The sequence below is a fragment of the Bradyrhizobium sp. HKCCYLRH1034 genome, from assembly GCF_051168375.1.
Taxonomy (GTDB): domain Bacteria; phylum Pseudomonadota; class Alphaproteobacteria; order Rhizobiales; family Xanthobacteraceae; genus Bradyrhizobium.
In genome coordinates this window covers 302048-321158 of sequence record NZ_JBNPUW010000003.1, presented here as the reverse complement: position 1 = coordinate 321158, position 19111 = coordinate 302048, and the positions used below count along the sequence as shown (strand labels likewise).

Here is a 19111-nt window from a genome sequence, read left to right as displayed (position 1 = left end):
CCAAATGCAATGAATTTTTTGACTCAGACTGAGCGCTGTCGTCCGCAGACGGCGACGATAGTGCGGATCGACCCGCCTAAGACGGTTTGCGGCTTCAGGAAACGACCCTGTTCACGACAGCCAGTTTTGCCTCTCCAGCTTGTCCGGGTCCTTGAGATACGCGTCTAGTTCCGAGAACATGATCGTCACCCCCTCGGACCTGTCTTCTGGTAGGTCACGTTCGCCATCGCCTGCTTCGATACCTCGGTTGTTTCCGTCGCTCAGATCGCCGCCCAATTCTCGATCCGTATCGGCCGGCATTGTTTGCGGGCAGGGGAAACCGGAGATACTCCGTCCGCTCCAGCCGAACGGCTCGCAATTCGGCGTTCTTAGTCGGTTCGTAAGGAACCTTCGCGGATGAGTAGCAACGTCGCTTCCGCCCCCCAACAGATCATCGAACTTCATCGAACTCGCCTTTCGGACGCCATCCGACCGGATCTGCGATCCAGCGGTTGACTTGGGATTCATGCCAGCCGGTCCCGCTGGTGCTAATTTTGAGCTGAGCGGGGAACGTGCCCTCGGCGATCTTGCGGTAGATAGTTGACCGGGACAGCCCGGTCCTGGCGAGGACGGTTTTCAAACGGATGATACGGTCTGGTTCGCGCATGGCCGCGCTACCTCCTCCTGGCTTTATCTGACGGCTTCTGAGACCAGACAGGTCAAGCTATTGCAGGCGCACAAGAGGATTTCTCGACTCTTCGTTGCGTGGCGTAGAGGCGGCGGAAAATAGGATTGTCAAATTTCGAGGCTGCGGCCGCGGCCCAGATCGATTCCGTGGACGAAAGCCAATTCCTGGCCGAGCCGGCGGCCTGATTCGAACGCGATGCCGAGCTCCCGCTTGCGGTTGGCGAGGATGGCTTCCAGTTGCGGATCGCGTTCGAGGCCTCTCGCCATGTCGCCCATCGCTGAGCGCGTGGCCCTATAGCCGGAGATGTCTCCCGCCTGATACTGGCGCAAGCTGGCGTGGTCGAGCTTCTGCCAGTCCTCCACGAAGCGATCGGCGCGCCGGCTCGGATCGGTCCGCAGCTCGGTTTCGAGCTGGAGCGCGCGGATGGCACGGTTGACTTGAGCTTGAGCCGCCTCGCGGGCCAGTTCCGGGTTCTTCTTGTAGGCGGCCTCAGCATCTCGGGAGCCATAGGGCCGCACGGCCTCGAAGGCCTGGCGGGCCTTCTGTAATTCTTTCACCTGCGCAGGGTCGGCTTCGCCGCCCGTCTCCTGCGCTGTGAAGATTGCATCCACGGCGCGGGCGTGGCGCATGAGCGCTCGGGTCCGCAAGCGACGCAATTCTTTTTCCGGATCTTCCGCGACCTTCCCTCCCGGCGCCCCGATGTCGCGCAGCCCGGCCTGCGGACCGCTCCTTTCCCTTTCCGGCGTTTCGCGCTCCGGCCACCGTCCGCGATCCGGGCCGGGCACTTCTCCAGGAGAGCGGGTGCCGTCGAACATGTTGCGGACCTTCTCAGGCACCACATTGCGCAGGATCTCGGCCACGCGCTCGCGGAAGGTGATCCCGCGCCTCTCGGCGAAGCTCTGTACCGGATTGGCACGCTGGTAATCCGAGGCCATGTCCTTGGCGCGATCGCGAGACAGGGTGCGGACCAGCCGGTCCTGATCGGCAAAGTCGTCCCGGCCATAATGCAGATCCACGCCGACGCGATGCCGCGACAGCGCAACATAGCCGCTGTGGGCATCCATCCCGGGCGTCGCCAGCACATGGACGCGGTCGACGGTCATGCCTTGCGCCTTGTGGATTGTCGCCGCATAGCCGTGGTCGATCCGATTGTAATCCTTGAGGTCGAAGCGCACGGATCGGCAATCGTCGGTCCGCACGATCATGGATTGCGCGCTGACCTGCTCGATGGTCCCGAGCGTGCCGTTCTTCACGCCAAGGCCGCGCTCGTTCTGCAGGAACATCACGCGGTCTCCGCTGGCGAACGATCTCGCACCGCGCTCGACCGTCACCCCCACCTCATCGCCCAGATCGCCCGCTGCCCGCATCCGCTCGCGCGCCGCCTCGTTCAGCGCGCGAACCTCGTCATTGGTGTGGGTGAGAATGATCCGGCTCTGGTCCGGCAACGCCTGCCGATCGCGATCCCAGCGCTCAATCAGATCGCCGCGCGCCTGCTCGCGGGTTTGGGCCTCATGCACCATGCCGTGGGTGCGGTAAGCTCCAAGCGCCTGTCCCACTTTGCCGGTCGCCAGATCGTGCGTAGCGTCGCGCTGCCAGTCCTGGCGCTGACGGCGCACGTCGCCGATTTCGGCGCCGCCGTGACGCTCATGGATCGACCGGAACGCCGCACCGGCTTCGATCGCCTGCAGTTGCTGCGGATCTCCGACCAGCACCACCTTGGCTCCAGCCTCGGCCGCATGGGACAGCACGCGCTCGAGCTGGCGCGTGCCGACCATGCCGGCCTCGTCGATGACAAGCACATCGCGGGTCGTGAGCCCGTCGCGGCCCTGTTCCCAGCCATGCTCCAGGCTGGCAATCGTGCGTGACGCAATGCCCGATCCGCCTTCGAGGTTTTCGGCCGCAATGCCGGACAGCGCCACGCCACGGACCTCGAAGCCCGCCGCTTCCCAGGCCTCCCGCGCCACCCCGAGCATCGCGCTCTTCCCCGTTCCGGCATGGCCGACGACGACGCTGAGATCGCGTCCCACGGTGACATGCGCGAGTGCCTCTGCCTGCTCACCCGAAAGCACCAGGCCGCGCGCTTCCGCACGCGCCAAAGCGGCCTTGCGATCCGCGTCGGGCACCTCATGGCGCTCCCGTTCCGCCATCCGTTCAGCGGCCCGGTGCAGGCACTGTTCCGCCTCGATCATTCCGCGGGTGGTGAACCGGTCCTCGCCGCGAGCGTTCTTGCCGAGTTCGACCAGATCGGGCGCTCCCTGCATAGCGCCCACCACCTGGTTGAACTGGTCGAGCCCGTCACTGTGCCGGTGGGCGAACTTTGCAATGTCGCGTCGTGTGAAGGTCGATTGCTGATGCGTGATGGCATCCAGTCCAAGCGCAGGATCGGCGATGATCCGGGCGCCATTGCCGCGCGCGATCTCCCGGTGCATCTCGGCCCGGTCGGCCTCAGACCCTTCGCCTGCGAGGCCCCGAACCTCGATCCGTTTCGCCGGTGCGCCGATCTGGCTTTGCGGCTCAAGCGCGATGCCCTGGTTTTCCAGACTCCGATGGTCGATCCGCGCGTCGATGTCGAGCTCGGCCAGGCGCTCATTGGCGAGCTCGGCCCAGCGCCGCCGCCAGCGCTCGACCATCTCGGTGCGATTCCAGTCTCGAACCTTTCTGCCGAAGCCGTTCTCGTCGACTGCGCGCATGGTCAGCATGACGTGGGCATGGGGCTTGGGCAGCCCATCCTCGGCCCTGTCCCAATGCACATTGAGGTCGGCAATCATGCCGAGCCGCACGAACTCACCGCGAACGAAGTCCCGGGCCAGCTCAATGCCCTGCGCCTCGCTCAGCTCGCGCGGTAGGGCGAACTCGACCTCGCGGGCCAGCTGGGCATCTTTCCGGACTTCTACCGCTTCGACAGCATTCCACAGCCGCTCCCGGTCGCTCCAGACTTCCGGCGAACTCTCCGGCTGCATCACCTCGGAATGAACGACTCCGCGCTTTCCGGAAAAATCCTGCTCACGGCCGAGCCGCTCGTCGCGCAGCCGCGAAGCCGAGCGGTAAGCCGCCGCAGCAACCGCGCTGCTCCCTGCCTTCCGACCAATGACCTTGACATGAAGATGATAGATCGCCATCGCGGGCCAATCACTGACACAGCGAAGCGCACGTCGGAACGACGTATAAGCGCGCCCTCCCTCGAAAAAATCTCGGGAGGGATTACGGCGTCCCAGGGCGTCCTGATGACATTACAGCATCCCGCCTCTTGCCCAGCTATCATTTCTCCATCAACTCTCATGGAGACGAAAATGCGCAAACCACGAGACTTTGATGCCGAACTGAAGGCACTGGACGACAAGGCCCGCGAGCTGAAAACCCGCAAAGTGCGCCAGCTAGGTGAACTGGTCATCGCCACCGGGGCAGATAGCCTCAGCGCCGATGAACTGGCGGGTGCACTGATTGTGCTGACCGAGACGAAAGATACCGGAAAGAGGGAGGCATGGGCCAGGCGCGGGGCCGCGTTCTTTCAAAGCCGGGCACGGCGGACTGCGCCAGCATCTGACCGCAACATGGACGGCACTCCTGCGCAACCGAGCGGCGCGCAACCGGCATCAAGTCGCAAGGGCACGACATGACATGCGCACCTGGCAGGTCGAGCGCCGCAAGCGCACGCGGCATCTGATTGAACTGGGTGGCCTCATCGTCAAGGCCCGTATAGTGGAACTGACTGGCGATGATCGCACCATCATCTACGGCGCGCTGCTCTGGATCGCTGACAAGCTTCAAAGCGAACAAGCCGAAGAGGTACGGGCGCTGTGGACTGTAGAGGGGAAGCAATCGTTAGAGGCGGGTCCGGGGACTCATAATCAAGCTGATGGCCTGGTCCGGCGGACCGCCGTTGATCCGCGACAATAGCAAATCGTCCCGTGACCATATAGTTGGGGGCGCCCCGGAGACTACAGGCTCGGCCGCAGTGGGACGCATTCCCCGTCGTTATTAGAAATTATCGGGATTATCGTAGTCCAGCGACGACACCGGTGCTTCATCCAAACCTTGTCGCCAAATTGGTCGTCGTTGCTGCAGCTTCGCGATTGCGAATGATCGCTGTGTTGATCGAGCGCGGCGTCAATTCCCTCACCTGCTGGGGCGTTTCTGATACGTTTTCTAGGTCTACTTGAGCATTCATCCGATAAGTGTATTATGACCGTGACTCGCGCAAGAGAGCTGTTGCCGACCCGACCAAACGGGCGCTAGGCACATGGCATAAACCTGAGGCCGGTCATCTGCATTCGATTATTAGCCGAACCGGGCGAGAAACATGTCTGCAGAGAGCAAGGCGCGGCCGTCCCCCGGCCGCGTCCAAGAAAAAGGCGATAGATCGTGACGACAAGGGCGATCTCGCTCTTCTGCGGCGCCGGTGGATTCTGCGAGGGCGCCCGAATGGCGGGCTGGAAGGTCGTGGCGGCCGTGGAATCGGATGCACAGGCCTGCCAGACGCACGCGGCAAATTTCCCTGAAGTGAAGCTCCACGAGGGAGACATCGCGGGCTTCTTAAAGGCACGCGGTCACCGCGAGGCGATCGGCGCCAAGCCAGTCGATGTTGTGTACGGCGGGCCTCCGTGCCAGGGGTTCAGCCAAATTGGCCCCCGCGATCTCACGGATCCACGCAACGCACTCTACAAGGAATTTGTACGCATCTGCCAGACGGTCCGCGCGCGGACATTCGTGATGGAAAACGTCCCAAACATGGTGGCGATGAAGAACGGGCACTTCAGGACGAAGATCTTGTCCGCCTTTGCTTCCGCAGGCTACCGGCGAACAGCGATAGTCCCGGTGCTCGCGTCTGAGTTTGGGGTGCCGCAGGACCGTCGACGCGTTTTCATCTTCGGAGTCCGGGACGATTTGGACTTCGACGGCGACTTTGCTGAAGCGGCGGCAGCGCTGATCGAAAAGCAGAAAGCGGATAAGTCAGTCACCGTCCGCGAAGCGCTCTCCGACTTACCGGCCGGCGTGGCCGCGGACGATGGCGTCCTGCCATATCCACACGCAAAAAAGGGCGCGCTGTCTCAGTACCAGAAGCTGATGCGGCTCGACTGTGACCAGCCGCTTCTATCGTCGAAGCAAAAGCGCAGCCGCCTGGACAAAGACGAGCTCTTCAATCACCACACAAAGGGCATCCAGGAGCGCCGCAAGGCCATTTTAAAAGCGATCAAGCCTGGCGCACGGGGAGATTCGCTTCCGAAGGAGCTCTGGAACGGCACGCGGGGTCATAAATGGCGAAGGCTCGATCCTGACAAGCCATCTTACACAATACTGGCGCAGATGCATCGGGATCTGTCGGAGTGGATTCATCCCACGTACGACCGCTGGATTACGGTTCGCGAGGCGGCCCGCCTGCAGTCGTTCCACGACGGCTTTGTTTTTCATGGTAGCGAATGGCAGCAGCTCAAGCAGGTGGGCAACGCGGTGCCTCCACTATTGGGACTCTCCGTCGCACGCGCGGCTGAAGGCCTGCTAGCTCTGACTGGATAGCTAGTGATGCCGGGGGCAGCTCTCATTCTGTTTCTGAGCAGGGGCATTGGCGCGATTGCGCTAGGCCTGCGGATCGTGTTCGGCCGCAGCCGAGTGCGATCGCAGGCCATTCTTGCGACCGCGCATTCTGCGAGGCACGTGACCGAGCCACCGTCGGCCGGTCGTGATGAAAAGCGCGCAAGCCCAGAGCCGGCTGGAACCGCGGGTCGAGGCGGCTTAGGCGGCCACACCGAGCCAGAAAGCGTGCCGCCGGCAAGGGAGCGCGACGCGGGCAATAGCGAGGAGCGCTTTGCGCTACCGCTTGCGGCAAATCCGGCAGCCGCCGCGCAATCTTCAGAACTGAAGTCCGAAGATGCTCAAGTGCCCGCGATTCTGTACGGGGCCGAGGGTACGTACGCGACCGGACGCGTCGCTACGGCAGAAACAGACTCGAGAGCCGCGGAAATCCTGGCCAGCTTAGAGTCGGAAAGCGAGCTTGCCGTACTTAGCGAGACTGATGACGCCGTGACGCTTGAAGGCGGGCAGGAGAAATTGCCCGACCTCGCAACCGCGGTTGACGAGTATAAGCAACCCGCGGCAGCGCCGGATGAATCCGCTGGTGTTGAGCCGTCCGCCAGGAAGCGTCAGGATTCTTGCGGAGCTCCTTTGTCGCCGCAGCCGGAAGAATTGCCGCTCACGCAAAACGACGGCGATGTGGCGGTCGCGAACGGCGACGTGGGCAGTGCAGCGGCCGTCACGTCGGATAGTCTGAGCGGGGTTTGTGCGGAACGTGATGTAGGGCCGACCGCTGAAGGGCTGACACAGCATTGTTGTGGCCTCGCTTTTGAGCAGCAACCGGACTCCGCTGCCGGCGTTGATGACCTGACGGCCGAACCGATCGAGAGCGACTTAGCGGCGCTCTCTGGTACCGGCGCGGAACAGCCTTGGGAATCAGCGCAAGAAGCGCCTGCCGAGATTGTGCCTGCATCCAGGCCACGCCCGTCCAAACCAGCTAAGCATCGTGACAGGCGGGGGCAGCGAAGGCCGGCGCATCCGAAGGTTGCCGTTGCGCCGGGCGAAGCCTCGCCCGCGCCGTCAGCAGTGCTGCGCACGCCGGCAGAGGCGAGGCTTCGCCTGATCATCCATCCCGTTCGGCGGACGGTCAGCATCTCCGCAGTGCTGGTGCGGCCCGCTGGCTATCCCGACAGCATCACTCTGCTTCTCGGCGCCGGGACGGAGATCGGAGCATATGGGGAAGACCGTTACGACGATGTCGATCTTGACTGGACCCCGAGTCTGCTATCGGGGGAAGTTAGGCTGGATTCGCGAGAGGGCTATCAGTGGCTCCGGAGCAGCCGTCGCATCCACATCTTCAGCGAGCAGGTGAACGAGCAAGGGCTGATATCGGTCGGCTCCGCAACCTTGAACTCGACCAGTGCGGTCGTCTGCGCGCAAGAGGATGCGGAGCCAGTGCGGTCGGCAGCAGCGGCCTGTGGGTCGTCCCAGCTTGTTTCTCACGACCGCTGGACGGGCGTGCCCGAGGGATGGGCTGTGCTGTCGGGATACCGGCCCTCGCATGCGGCGTCGATGCCTCTCGATCCTTACCTCACCACACTTGATCCCGGTGTCGGAGCGGAAATCCGGCTGTCCGGCGGCCTTCCAGTACGTTCAGGCTCCTTTGCCCAAGGCAGTCCGCCGAGGATCGAGATCCAGCCTTTTCCTGCCGGCGCGGAGGTCACCATCGATGGAAGGCCCGCCGAGGTGAATGACGATGGGTGCTGGCGGGCTGAAGGCTGGGATAGGCCGGGAGATCACCTTGTCGATGTCGTCCCTGGGCCCTCGCTGAAGTACCGCATCCTAGGGGATCCATGGACGGAAGGCGGCTGGGAATCCTGGGATGCGCACTCCGGCCGCTTTCCAGTGCCGAACGATTCGCCTTGGGCGCGCACGCAAATATGCGGCGCCAGGGTTTCGGGTCCTGCCGGCGAGCACGTCGTGGCGGCCGAGGCTATGTCGAGCGTGATTGCGCTCGGTCTCCGGCGCGGCGTCGCGATGCTTCGCGTGAGGCCTGACGCACCCGTCGCGGTTGGGCTCCTTCGCGAGGTGCCTGCCTTCCTGATTTCGTCCTCGGGGCCGAGGCGAATTCAAGGGCGCGTCGACTGGCTCGCCCCGCCATCAGGGGAGCGACTCACCCGAGCAATCGACCCGTCTTGGGTGGCCGTGATTCGCAGCGCGGCGTCTCGAAGGCTGCCGTTTAGTACTGACAGCCCGGCAGGGCAGGAAGCCTGGCGCCGAGCCCGGACGCGAGCCCGGCGATATTGGAGGGCAGGCGCATGACAGATGCGGCTCTTTATTGGATGTCGTTCCGGCGGTCGGGCAAGATCGCCGATCTTGGCATTGATCTCACTGGCGGCGTACCGGTGCGCCGTGTTCTCAGCGATCTTGTGAGCCTTGGTCATGCGGAAATAACGCGGACGGATGGCTGGCGGGTCGCGCCTCCCGTGCTAGCAGGGCTGCCCAGCAATGTGGGGCCGTCAGCGGTACTTTGCGGCGCCCGAACGCCAGCGCTTCTTGAGAGTCTTGGCAAGGCAAGCGATGCATCGGGTGGCCAGATCAGTGTCCTTCAGCAGAAGGTGGGTCCAGCAGTAGTTACGGTCACGGCTCCGTCCCGCGATGCCCTAGTCGATCTGGCTGAGGTCGCTGGCCTGCCATTTCAGAGGGAAGCGGGATTGCACCTGCTTGCGTGCTCGCCGTCGATCCGCGAGTGGCCGCGCACGCCATTTCCAATGGTGGAAGGAAAGGTCGACTTGGTCCGCCGCTTTTCGAAATCGCGTATGCGCTGGGTGGTATCCACGCTTTCGGAGGCAACAGCCGCCACCAAGGGGTTCTTCCGTATCAAGCGTGACTGGGATTGGGTCAGCCTGCTCAAGAGCGGGTCCGGCTCAGCATCGCTGATCGACGATCGCGCCGGCCGGCTTGCCGCAGCGGCCAAGTGCAAGGCGGCCCGCTGGTCGCGCGAGACCGGCGTGCTATCGCTTCCCGCACAACTCTATCCGCCGACAGTAATGGCGCGCGGTCTCGTGCTCTGCAGCGGATATCTCCCAAATTTCGACCGGGAGGCGATGCAGATTAGCTTCGCGGGCGTCCAGCCAGAACATCTGAGACTTATCCTCGCGCTTACCGGACTGAGGCTGCAATGAGCAATCCAATCGATACGTTCAACAGCCTGAAGAGCGGCTATCTTCGTTACTTCGACAGTCCGTTTGACCTGCGATTCGAAGACCTCGTCCAGGCGCGCCGCCAGTTGCTCGACCGTGATGGCGTCCTTTATCGCGAGCCCTTGATCGAGCCCCAGCCTGGATATGTCCTGAGCGGACATGACATCCAAGCTGCTGCGACGGCTGTTCTCGCCGGCGCGAGTGGATGGTCGGCGCAGATGGTCACCGATCTCGCCGACGTGGCTGAGGAGGGGCTGTTCCTGACGCGGGGAGCGCGGCCGATCGAGCTTTATCGCCACCAGGAGGCGATGCTGCGCGCAAGCGTGGTGGACCAGGAGGACACGGTCATTCTCACCGGCACGGGCTCGGGGAAGACGGAGTCGATCTATCTTCCTGTGCTTGCGGCGCTTGTGCGTGAATCACTCCGCTGGGGCGCAATGGCGCCAGCTCCCCGAAACGACTGGTGGTCCATGTCGCCGCCGCCAGGATCCGCCAATCGCGTCCATCACCCGCGAATTTCCCAGCGGGCGCACGAGGCCGGAGGCCGGCCGGCGGCTATCCGGGCGCTCGTTCTCTATCCGCTGAACGCACTGGCGGAGGATCAGATGTCGAGGCTTAGGCAGGCGCTCGACAGCGACCGGGTGCGTGGCTGGCTGAACAGGCGCCGGCCAGGACATAGATTCTGGTTCGGCCGCTACACGGGCTGGACCCCGATTGCGGGCAGCCCTCTGCGCGATGGCGCGGAAGCTGAACTGAGGACAGAGCTGCGACGTCTCAGCTCGCTTGCGACGCGTGTAGCGGGAACTGATGCGCAGCGCTTTTTCCCGAGGTTCGACGGCGGCGAAATGTGGAGCCGCTGGGACATGCAGGATGCGCCCCCGGATATCCTCATCACAAACTACAGCATGCTGAACATCATGCTGATGCGCGATATCGAGGATCAGATATTCGCCGCCACCAGAAACTGGCTCGCCGACACCGCCAACATCTTCCACCTGGTTGTCGACGAACTGCATACATACAGGGGAACGCCGGGTACAGAAGTCGGATATATCCTGAGGGTCCTCTACGACCGTCTGGGACTCCATCCGGACCATCCGCAGCTACGCATCCTCGCCTCGAGCGCTTCGCTCGGCGATGACGACGCCCGTGCGCAGGACTACCTCCGGCAGTTCTTCGGCCGGTCCCGCCCCTTCACACTTATACGCGGCGGCGCCGAACCTCTGCCGGCTGGTTCATCCGCCCGTCTGGCCGGACTTGCGCAGCCGGTCTCCGACCTTGGGGCCGCCGCCATCTCAGAGTCGGACACGAACCTCGAAGCGGCAATCGGGGCCTTTGCGACCGCGGCAGCGGTAGAGCTCCCGGATGCCACACTCCCTTTGCCTGTGCGGCTCGGTACCGTCCTGTCTGCCGCCGGCGCTCCCGAGGCGATACGGGCCGCTTGCAATGACGCATCAGATGAAAGCCCGACAGTCGTCCCTCAGACGATTGAGGCGCTGGCTGGCTCTCTCTTCCCGGACGAGCCAGCGCCAGGCGCCCGCGAAGCCGCCGCGGCGCTGGTAATGGCTATCTCAGCCGCCGAAGCCGACGGCGGGACGCCGCTGCTGCCGACCCGAGTTCACCTCTTTTTCCGCAATGTTCAAGGTGTGTGGGCCTGTACGAATCCGGCTTGCACGGGATCGACCTGGTCAGAAGCCGATATTCGTGTGGGACGCCTCTTCGACCGGCCGACAACGACGTGCGACTGCGGCTCGCGCGTCCTTGAGATGCTGTATTGCGAGCCGTGCGGCGACATCTTTCTGGGCGGCTACAGGCGGGTGATCAATCCGAATAGCTGGTCCCTTGTGCCCGACGACCCGAACATCGAGAAAGCGCCTGACCATTCAGCGAATGATCGGACCTATGACAACTTCGCTGTCTATTGGCCGGCGCGGCTGGCGGACGGAAGCCTCCGGCAGCCACAGCGAGCTACATGGCGCCAGGAGGGCGTGCAGCGCCAGTGGCGGATGGCGCGATACGATCATAGGACGGGTGAAATAGAGGTTGCCCGGCGCGCTGCCGATGCCACCGGATGGCTGTACCATGTCGCCGATCTGCATCAGAACCCGGTGCCACCGAGAGCGCAGGCGCCAAGTATCCGCGGCGAGCGTCCATCGGTATGTCCGCATTGCGAGGCCGACTGGAGCCGGATGGCCAGCTCCGCCCCCATCCGTACGCAGCGCACGGGTTTCCAGAAAGTGGCCCAGGTGCTCTCCGACTCCCTGCTGCGCGAGATCGCCCCGCCCGAAGTCGAGTCCGGCCGTCCCGTGGAAGATCCCCGGCGGAAGCTCGTTCTGTTTTCGGATAGCCGGCAGGACGCGGCGAAGCTCGCGGTTGGCGTTGCGAAGTCCCACTGGCTTGACACTCTGCGCCAGGCGCTGGTCACCGGAATGGATGACAGCACGAGGGCGGCCCTGGCTTTTGAGCAGCAGGTTCGCGGCGTGGTGCTGACACCTGAAGATGCGGCGCTCGCCAGCGTGTTCGCTACGGGCCGTCAGAGCGAGGCCATGGCGATCATGGCCGCGCAGAATCCCGCGATGGCCGGAATGCCGTCGGCAGTGGGCGGGCTTACGATGCGCCAGCTTGCTGACCGTACGCTCGGCCATGCGAGATCGGGGCTTTCGAGAGCAACCGACCTTGAGGAGGATGCGGCCAGGAGACTGCTCACGGCTGGCATGAATCCAGGGGGCGTGGACCGGAGCGTCATGTGGACTGACCTGGATGAGAACCAGGGGCAATGGCAGCATCTTTTCGATTGGGCGCTGGTGCCGCCCAGTTACCGCGCGGCGTTAAGCGCCGAAGAGGCGGATCATCGCAGCCGGATTCAGGCGGCCGCGCGAGAAGCCGTCGCCGAATCTCTGTTCTCAGGCGGCCGGCGCGATCTTGAATCGCTTAAGCTCGGATGCGTGACGGCGGACCGGCTGAGCTTCCCCGCACCAAGCGCGGTTCACCAGGAAGCGGCGGACAGCTGCATCCGGATGCTGGGCAAGCGGCGGCGGATCGATACGCATCGAGCAACGGCGGACGACAGTCAGCTTCCAAAGTACGCGCGCGACTACCTTGAGGCAGTCGCCAACGCGAATGCGATTCCGCCTGCCGATTTCGAGCGCGATGTCACTGCACTGCTGACTCGCTCCGGCGTATTCAGCCAGGGCATCCTTCTGTTTCGCGGCCTGTTCGTGGCGGACCCCGGCGAGCACTACTACCAGTGCAGCCGCTGTTCGCGAGTCCATCTTCATCGGAGCGGTGGCATCTGCAGCGGGTGTCTTACACCGCTCGGAGCTCCCCTAGTAATCGGCGTGGACGATGCCGGACAGGATGCCGACTACTATCGCTGGCTAGCGCTGGATGCCGGTCCGATCTTCCGGCTCAACTGTGCGGAGATGACGGGGCAGACCGATAAAGTTGTCGCGCGTGACCGGCAGCGGCTCTTCCAGAACATCACGGTCGGTGACGAGGTCGCTCTCACCGATAACATAGATCTGCTGAGCGTCACCACGACGATGGAAGCCGGTGTCGACATTGGCTCGCTGCTCGCCGTGATGATGGCAAACATGCCGCCCATGCGCTTTAACTATCAGCAGCGCGTAGGCCGCGCCGGCCGCCGAGGCGCTGCCTTGTCGCTAGCGCTGACCCTCTGCCGGGGCCGGAGCCACGACGACTATTATTTTCAACGGCCCGAGCGCATCACCGCTGACCCGCCGCCTCCACCATACGTCGATACGAACCGGCTCCAGATCCTGCGGCGCGTCCTTGCGAAGGAGGTTCTGCGGGTAGCCTTCTCAGAGCTGGGTCTGTTTGCCGGGACCGCCGGCGACAGCGTGCATGGCGAGTTCGGCACGGCGGCGGCGTGGAACCTTCCGCCCGACAACCTTCCAGCGGGCTTTGCGCCCGGGGATGTCGCAGGAGTGGTCGGTCAGTGGATCGGCCGAAACCAAACGCTCGTCGAGCAGATTTGCGATGCCCTGCTGGTCGAGACGCGCCTGCGGGCCGTGCCCTCGAACCGGGCGAGTGCAGTGCATTGGATTATGAATGACTTGATCCGCGAAGTGACGGATGCCGCTCAGGACCAGAGCCTCGTCCAGGACGGGCTGAGCGAGCGTCTCGCAAACAAAGGCATTCTGCCGATGTTTGGCTTCCCGACGCGTGCACGTCTTCTCTACCACCGGCAGCCGCAGAACTGGCCGCCGCGCCAGACGGTTGACCGCGACCTCGAGCTGGCGGTCAGCATGTTTGCTCCAGGCGCCGAGACCGTGAAGGAGCGGACCATCCACACGGCAATCGGTGTCGCGCACTACACGCGGCAAGGGCCTTTCGCGGTGGCGGACCCGAACCCGTTAGGACCGTCGGTAATGGTAGGCCTGTGCGGCAACTGCCAGCATGTCGAGACCGCGGCACCCAATGCCCCGGCGTGCCCAGTATGCGGGGCGCCTGCGGGGACTGGGGAGCGCGACTACCAGGCGATGGACCTGCGGCAGCCCAAGGGGTTTGTAAGCTACTTCACAAAGGCGCGCGATTACGATGGCGTGTTTGACTTTGTCCCCCGCGCAGCGAGGCCGAAGGTGGGCCGCCCGCCGTTCGCCATCGGCGTTCACCGGAATTTTGATATCGGTGCCGGCCAGGGACGGCTGCATGTGATCAATGACAACGCAGGGCGGCTGTTTCACCTCTCGGCCGAACCCTGGGCCCTGGGTGCAATGGTTGATGTCGCTGCAGCGAACTCCGCAGAGGAAAAGCACGCGGCGTCCGTTGGACGGCGGCCGGGAACGCCGATGGCGCCGGCGGCACCTGTGGTGACATGCGCGCTGGCGGCGATCAGCGAGACCGACATGATGCTGCTTGGCGTGCGAGACTATGGACCCGGGCGCGCTGCGGACCCGCGCTCACCCGCAGGGCGGGCTGCACTGTATTCTCTCGCTTTCATGCTGCGACGCGCCGCGGCTGTCTATCTCGACATCCAGGACTACGAACTCAAGGCAGGCATTCGAAGCCAGGAAGATCCGGCGCTCGGCTCCGTGGTGGGCCAGGTGTTTCTTTGCGATACTCTCGAAAACGGTGCGGGCTACGCGACGCATCTGGGGCAGCCCGCCGTGAGCGAGCAGCTTCTGCAGATGATCGTCCAGAACTCGCACTGGCAGTTCTATGACCGGATGATTGATGCGTCGCACGCGGACGCCTGCGATACGTCATGCCCGGACTGCCTGCGCAGCTACAGCAATCTGGCCTATCACAATCTCCTCGACTGGCGTCTCGCGATGGACATGGCCGATCTCGCGCTAGATGCAAATAGCCCCATATCACTTTCGTCTCCTCGTTGGTCCCGGGTGGCCGGTCTCGCTGCTTGGACTTTGGCTGCCGCCAGGCCTGGCTTTAGCCGCGTGACGTTTGCGGGTCTTCCTGGCCTGAGCAACGGATCGGAGGCAATGATCGTCACGCATCCGCTCTGGCTTACGGACAGGTCGGGCGCGGGTCCTGACGTTGCCGCCGCGTGGGACGACGCCGAGCGCAATCATGGGCTCCGGGTTGACCCATCGTGGAGCTTCATTTCTGTATTCGAAGCTCTGCGAAAGCCGGCATAGATGGCAGGCGGATCAACGGTAGCGATAAGGCCGGCCGCCAGGACGAGTCCAACACTCTGGTCGCACATGCGGCTCTGTATGTTGAGGGCCGCCCTGACCACGTCGAAGGAGGCTGACTCCTGGGTACTCCATAGTCCTCGTGCGTGGCTTGGAACGGCGTTTCATCGCGTCATGGCTGCGCGGCCCATAGGTGACGCCGAGGCTGAGTCTGTCTGGGACGGCGCCATCAGGGAGCTGCTGGATGCCACATCTGGTCATCGGCTTGACAAGCGGTTTGCGAGTCCAGAGCGCTGGCCGGGTTACTACCTCGTCCGTCAGCGTGCCATAGCATCCTCGGTTCGGAGCCGGTTCGCCGCCAGGGCAGGCGAGCGGCCGGCAGAGCTGGTGTTGTGGACAGGAAGGACCGAGAAATTCCTGACGGCACGGAACGGACTGCTCGTCGGAAGGCCTGATCAATTCGATCGTCAATCCGTGACAGAATACAAGTCGGCGCTGCCCGATCCGGCATGGCTGGAAGCCGCAAGCCTTGTCGAAGGATACTGGCGTCAGCTCAGGCTCTACGCAGTGCTCGTCGGTGAGACAGCCGGGTGGCCGGCTATCGCGCGGATTGTGTCGGCGTCCGGCCAGGTGCTTGAGCAGCATATAGCGAGGAGCGACTGCGAATCGGAAGCTGACGCGGCGGTCGCCGGCCTGCGGGCGATGAACCAAATGCTGGAGCGGGGCTGCACCAGCCCCGAGCTAGCCAGTCCTGGCGAAATTGCATGCGGACAATGCCAATATCAGGCAATCTGTCCGGCATTCTGGTCCTGGTGCGCGACTGGCTCATCGCCTCAGTTGCGAGAGCCGGCTGCACGCGGAACGCTCAAGTCTATTGATCCGGGCGTCGACGGAGATCTCTATGCCATCACGCTTCAGCTGGACGGCAGGCATGGCGATGGTGGTCCCCTATCGCTGGCGCTGAGAAGATCGGTTCATGGCGACTTCACGGCCTGCCGACGGGGAGAGGTCGTTCGGATTGTTCGTGCGCAGGTACGGCGGGACGGGCGGCTGCGCGCTGACATATCCACCTGCGTTTTTTCCGAGGATGATCTACCCGAGCTGGAATTGAAGGGGTCTGCCTGATGGGCCGGCACACCCAAAGACTCAAAAAGATCGCACCGCGCCGCCTGCGGGCCCCGCTCACGCGCTCTCAGATGATGGGGCGAATCAGATCGAAGAACACGCTGCCGGAGGTTCGAACGCGGTCGGCTGTCCATGCGCTCGGTCTGCGTTTTCGAGTTCATGTTGCGGACTTGCCCGGCAAGCCCGATCTAGCGAACAAGACGCGCCGATGGGCGATTTTCGTCCATGGCTGCTTCTGGCATTCTCATGAAGGCTGCCAGCTCGCCTCCAAGCCGCGGTCCAATACCAGATACTGGTCCGAGAAACTCGTCAGGAATCGTGAGCGGGATATCATCCACCGGCATGCTCTCAGCAATCTGGGATACGAAGTTCTCACAGTATGGGAATGCGAGACCCGAGACGGCGTGAGGCTTCGTGAGGCGGTGGCTGCGTTCTTCGCCGGGCTGCCGTCGAGAGGACGAGGCGCCCGGTCAAGCACCTGATGGTTGGATCGCGGCACCGAGATTTGAATAGCGATGCCGATGTGCGGCCCTCCGCCTTCGCCTGCCCCGACGAAGTACAGTTCAAAGGCAGAAGCGGCTGATCAGTATAGGAAGACCGTTGGCGGCTGCGAGGGCGCTTCGCGCGCCGGCTTCACGTTCCGCCAGAATGAGGTACGCCCGCTCGGCGAATCATCTGGGAAAACAGGTCGTACCGCCGAAACCGCTTTCATACTCAGAGTTTTTGCAAGTCCCCCCCTGCGCGCTCCCTTTCGGTCAAAGCGTTCATGTTGTTGGAAGCCGCGCCGGCTGTGTTAGCCGTTCGTCGTCAAGCACCTTTTTTGGTGCCGGCAAGGCCTTGCAAGGCAACCAGCCATCTTTTTTTCCGAAACGAGTTCTTGGACCGTTGATTTGCTGGCCTTCCCCGCTTGCTTTGGAACTCAAACCCGGACATTTGTCCGGCGGTTCGCACTTGTTCGGCAAGTCTCCAGCCTGTCGGAACGCCTTGACAAAGTGGGTACAGTTCTACGGGTTGCGAGTTTCGCCGATCGACCGCAGCGGCTAAAAACTGTAGGGCTAAGCCGTGTATCTGGGAAGCGAAACCTCTCGTGCGGATCATTCGTTCAAACGTCTTGTCATCATCGGACCTCGTCATCGATGCCGTCTATGAAGGCGGGAGGCTGGGAAACGCAGCCGACGATCCAATCTCTAAAATTCTTGAGGGAGTTGGAAACCAGGGGGGATTTCGGGCCGCCGGGCGAGGTCCGGACAAGAAGTACGTTGTCCTCTACACGAGCGGAGAGGACAAAGACTGGCCCGACTCATTGGACTTGAGCACCGGGCAATTCATCTACTTTGGCGACAACAAGATCCCAGGACACCAGCTGCACGAGACGCCGCGAGGCGGTAACGAAATTTTACGGCGCGCATTCCAGTTCTTGCACGCCTCACCGCCAGTACGGGAAATGGTGCCGCCGTTCTTCATCTTCAAAAGATATCCAACTCCCGTAAGCAGTCGGTCCGTCCAGTTCAAAGGATTGGCGGTACCCGGGTTCGCCGGCTTGCCGTCAACAGTCGATCTGGTCGCTATATGGAAAACGACAGAAGGGCAACGGTTTCAGAATTATCGCGCAATTTTTTCAGTCTTGGACGCTCCTGTTATCGCGCGTTCGTGGCTGCATGAGTTAGCAGTCGGACCTAGTGCAGGTGCAGTTGGTTCGGCGCCCGCTGCATGGCAGGATTGGGTGCAATCTGGTCGCGCAAGGGCCTTGGCTTCGGAAAATACCACGTTAATCAGAAGCACAGAAGAGCAGCGACCTGATACTCCGACCAAGACTGCAATTTTGCGCGAAATCTTCAGACATTTCGAGCGAGCACCGATTGCTTTCGAGGCGTTCGCAGCAAGGGTCTTTCAGATGCACGATCCGCGCGTGATTGTCGACACAATCACGCGAGGTAGCGTCGATGGGGGGCGGGATGCGATCGGCCGCTATCTCCTCGGCCTTCCAGACGATCCAGTCTACGCGGAGTTTTCGCTCGAAGCGAAATGCTATCAACCGGGCTTCGACGGAACTCCGCCGAATACTGTTGGAGTTCGGGAAGTTTCGCGTTTGATCTCCAGAATTCGCCATCGGCAGTTTGGAGTTCTGGTGACCACTTCGGTGGTCGCACGCCAAGCCTACGAAGAGGTCCGCGAAGACCGCCATCCGATCATCTTTTTTAGCGGCGGGGACATCACCGATATTCTTGTACGTAATGGCTTCAATACGCCAGAACTAGTGACATCCCTCTTGCATTCAGAGTTTTCATTGACAGAGACTACTTGACCTTATCGGCTGGCAGCCGCGGTGATCAGCGTTGTCAGCGTTGGAAATCCGAGCAAGATGTTGCCAACGTATAGAAGCAACCGGGTTCGGGACCGCCGTATGGACGCAAGTTGGTAGCTATTGCCCCTGATAATTGGCCGACGAGCGTGGCCCACCGATGTTATGAAGAGAATCCCCCTTGCCGCCGGCTCATGTTCAAATGCGTTCAAATATCCGGCCCATACTCCGGTTGTGCTTGGGAGCCGACGGGGCGTTCGTTGGGTGCACGGAAGAATCCTAACAGTTTCACAGCTTCTTCAATTTGAGCATTGCCGCGCGCCCCCTCGCGGAGATCAGCTTCGGCTGCTTCCCCGGAAGGCGCGAGGGCGATCTTCGAGTGCCGGATCGAAACAATCATAACCCTCGTGGGAGTTTTTTGGATCTCCCGCGTTCGGAAACGGCAACGTTTCAATGACTCAAAACCAGCGCGATGTGATACTATGCTGACGAAGCTCTTCCACGCTGGGGCGAATAATGAAGATTACGGTGCGTCGCGCAGAAAGCATTTCCCGCCGGATAACAGTTCTTACTCCGATCGTCCGGGCAATCCTCCGACTGAACGTCAACTTAAATCGGAGGCAAGAGGACCTTGGGGCGCCTCAGAGCAGCAAGCGCGTAGTCCTCCTTAGTCCAAGATTCGGGCATCACA

The 19111-nt window shown here is 62.6% G+C and carries 13 protein-coding genes; 9 read left to right on the top strand and 4 right to left on the bottom strand.

Translation table 11 applies throughout. The annotated features are described in order from the left end of the window. Nucleotides 1–111 precede the first annotated feature (111 nt). The 3 genes from ACQR0W_RS08555 to traA all read right to left on the bottom strand — a co-directional run bounded on the left by ACQR0W_RS08555 (nucleotide 112) and on the right by traA (nucleotide 3786). Nucleotides 112–444: a hypothetical protein gene (locus ACQR0W_RS08555; protein ID WP_434840637.1), complete on the bottom strand. Its 333-nt coding sequence runs from the start codon at nucleotides 442–444 to the stop codon at nucleotides 112–114. Next, a complete protein-coding gene (locus ACQR0W_RS08550) occupies nucleotides 431–646 on the bottom strand; it encodes a helix-turn-helix transcriptional regulator (protein WP_434840638.1) in 216 nt (71 codons plus the stop codon). Before ACQR0W_RS08550 ends, ACQR0W_RS08555 begins: the two co-directional genes overlap by 14 nt. Nucleotides 647–774: 128 nt before the next feature. Next, nucleotides 775–3786 (bottom strand): Ti-type conjugative transfer relaxase TraA, encoded by a 3012-nt coding sequence (gene traA / locus ACQR0W_RS08545; protein WP_434840639.1) that lies wholly within the window; start codon nucleotides 3784–3786, stop codon nucleotides 775–777. 171 nt (nucleotides 3787–3957) lie between these two features. Between traA and ACQR0W_RS08540 the strand changes: the two genes are divergently transcribed. From ACQR0W_RS08540 to ACQR0W_RS08500, 9 genes are all read left to right on the top strand, one after another. Further along, nucleotides 3958–4284: a conjugal transfer protein TraD gene (locus ACQR0W_RS08540; protein WP_434840640.1), complete on the top strand. Its 327-nt coding sequence runs from the start codon at nucleotides 3958–3960 to the stop codon at nucleotides 4282–4284. Between the two features lies 1 nt (nucleotide 4285). Then, nucleotides 4286–4564: a conjugal transfer protein TraD gene (locus tag ACQR0W_RS08535; protein WP_434840641.1), complete on the top strand. Its 279-nt coding sequence runs from the start codon at nucleotides 4286–4288 to the stop codon at nucleotides 4562–4564. Between the two features lie 465 nt (nucleotides 4565–5029). Beyond that, nucleotides 5030–6181, top strand: a complete 1152-nt coding sequence (locus ACQR0W_RS08530; RefSeq protein WP_434840642.1) for a DNA cytosine methyltransferase — start codon at nucleotides 5030–5032, stop codon at nucleotides 6179–6181. 6 nt (nucleotides 6182–6187) lie between these two features. Beyond that, complete coding sequence (locus ACQR0W_RS08525; protein WP_434840643.1) at nucleotides 6188–8497, top strand: hypothetical protein; 2310 nt, start codon at nucleotides 6188–6190, stop codon at nucleotides 8495–8497. Further along, nucleotides 8494–9360 carry a hypothetical protein gene (locus tag ACQR0W_RS08520; protein ID WP_434840644.1) on the top strand — a complete coding sequence of 289 codons (867 nt, stop codon included), beginning with the start codon at nucleotides 8494–8496 and terminating at the stop codon, nucleotides 9358–9360. The genes ACQR0W_RS08525 and ACQR0W_RS08520 overlap by 4 nt, the downstream gene beginning before the upstream one ends. Continuing rightward, nucleotides 9357–14996: a DEAD/DEAH box helicase gene (locus ACQR0W_RS08515; RefSeq protein WP_434840645.1), complete on the top strand. Its 5640-nt coding sequence runs from the start codon at nucleotides 9357–9359 to the stop codon at nucleotides 14994–14996. Before ACQR0W_RS08520 ends, ACQR0W_RS08515 begins: the two co-directional genes overlap by 4 nt. Then, entirely contained in the window at nucleotides 14997–16118 is a 1122-nt protein-coding gene (locus ACQR0W_RS08510) for a PD-(D/E)XK nuclease family protein (protein WP_434840646.1), read from the top strand. Further along, a complete protein-coding gene (locus ACQR0W_RS08505; protein ID WP_434840647.1) occupies nucleotides 16118–16600 on the top strand; it encodes a very short patch repair endonuclease in 483 nt (160 codons plus the stop codon). The genes ACQR0W_RS08510 and ACQR0W_RS08505 overlap by 1 nt, the downstream gene beginning before the upstream one ends. A 605-nt stretch (nucleotides 16601–17205) precedes the next feature. Further along, the gene (locus ACQR0W_RS08500) at nucleotides 17206–18423 is read left to right on the top strand and encodes a restriction endonuclease (protein WP_434840648.1); all 1218 of its coding nucleotides are present in this window, start codon (nucleotides 17206–17208) and stop codon (nucleotides 18421–18423) included. Between the two features lie 205 nt (nucleotides 18424–18628). Here ACQR0W_RS08500 and ACQR0W_RS08495 read toward each other — a convergent pair whose 3' ends face one another. Then, complete coding sequence (locus ACQR0W_RS08495) at nucleotides 18629–18820, bottom strand: hypothetical protein (RefSeq protein WP_434840649.1); 192 nt, start codon at nucleotides 18818–18820, stop codon at nucleotides 18629–18631. Nucleotides 18821–19111 lie beyond the last annotated feature (291 nt).

What these genes read in the sequence shown, in the direction of transcription:
- ACQR0W_RS08555 (WP_434840637.1), bottom strand. Translation starts at nt 444, where the DNA reads ATGAAGTTCGATGATCTGTTGGGGGGCGGAAGCGACGTTGCTACTCAT.
- ACQR0W_RS08535 (WP_434840641.1), top strand. Translation starts at nt 4,286, where the DNA reads ATGCGCACCTGGCAGGTCGAGCGCCGCAAGCGCACGCGGCATCTGATT.
- ACQR0W_RS08525 (WP_434840643.1), top strand. Translation starts at nt 6,188, where the DNA reads ATGCCGGGGGCAGCTCTCATTCTGTTTCTGAGCAGGGGCATTGGCGCG.
- traA (WP_434840639.1), bottom strand. Translation starts at nt 3,786, where the DNA reads ATGGCGATCTATCATCTTCATGTCAAGGTCATTGGTCGGAAGGCAGGG.
- ACQR0W_RS08550 (WP_434840638.1), bottom strand. Translation starts at nt 646, where the DNA reads ATGCGCGAACCAGACCGTATCATCCGTTTGAAAACCGTCCTCGCCAGG.
- ACQR0W_RS08515 (WP_434840645.1), top strand. Translation starts at nt 9,357, where the DNA reads ATGAGCAATCCAATCGATACGTTCAACAGCCTGAAGAGCGGCTATCTT.
- ACQR0W_RS08520 (WP_434840644.1), top strand. Translation starts at nt 8,494, where the DNA reads ATGACAGATGCGGCTCTTTATTGGATGTCGTTCCGGCGGTCGGGCAAG.
- ACQR0W_RS08540 (WP_434840640.1), top strand. Translation starts at nt 3,958, where the DNA reads ATGCGCAAACCACGAGACTTTGATGCCGAACTGAAGGCACTGGACGAC.
- ACQR0W_RS08495 (WP_434840649.1), bottom strand. Translation starts at nt 18,820, where the DNA reads ATGATTGTTTCGATCCGGCACTCGAAGATCGCCCTCGCGCCTTCCGGG.
- ACQR0W_RS08505 (WP_434840647.1), top strand. Translation starts at nt 16,118, where the DNA reads ATGGGCCGGCACACCCAAAGACTCAAAAAGATCGCACCGCGCCGCCTG.
- ACQR0W_RS08510 (WP_434840646.1), top strand. Translation starts at nt 14,997, where the DNA reads ATGGCAGGCGGATCAACGGTAGCGATAAGGCCGGCCGCCAGGACGAGT.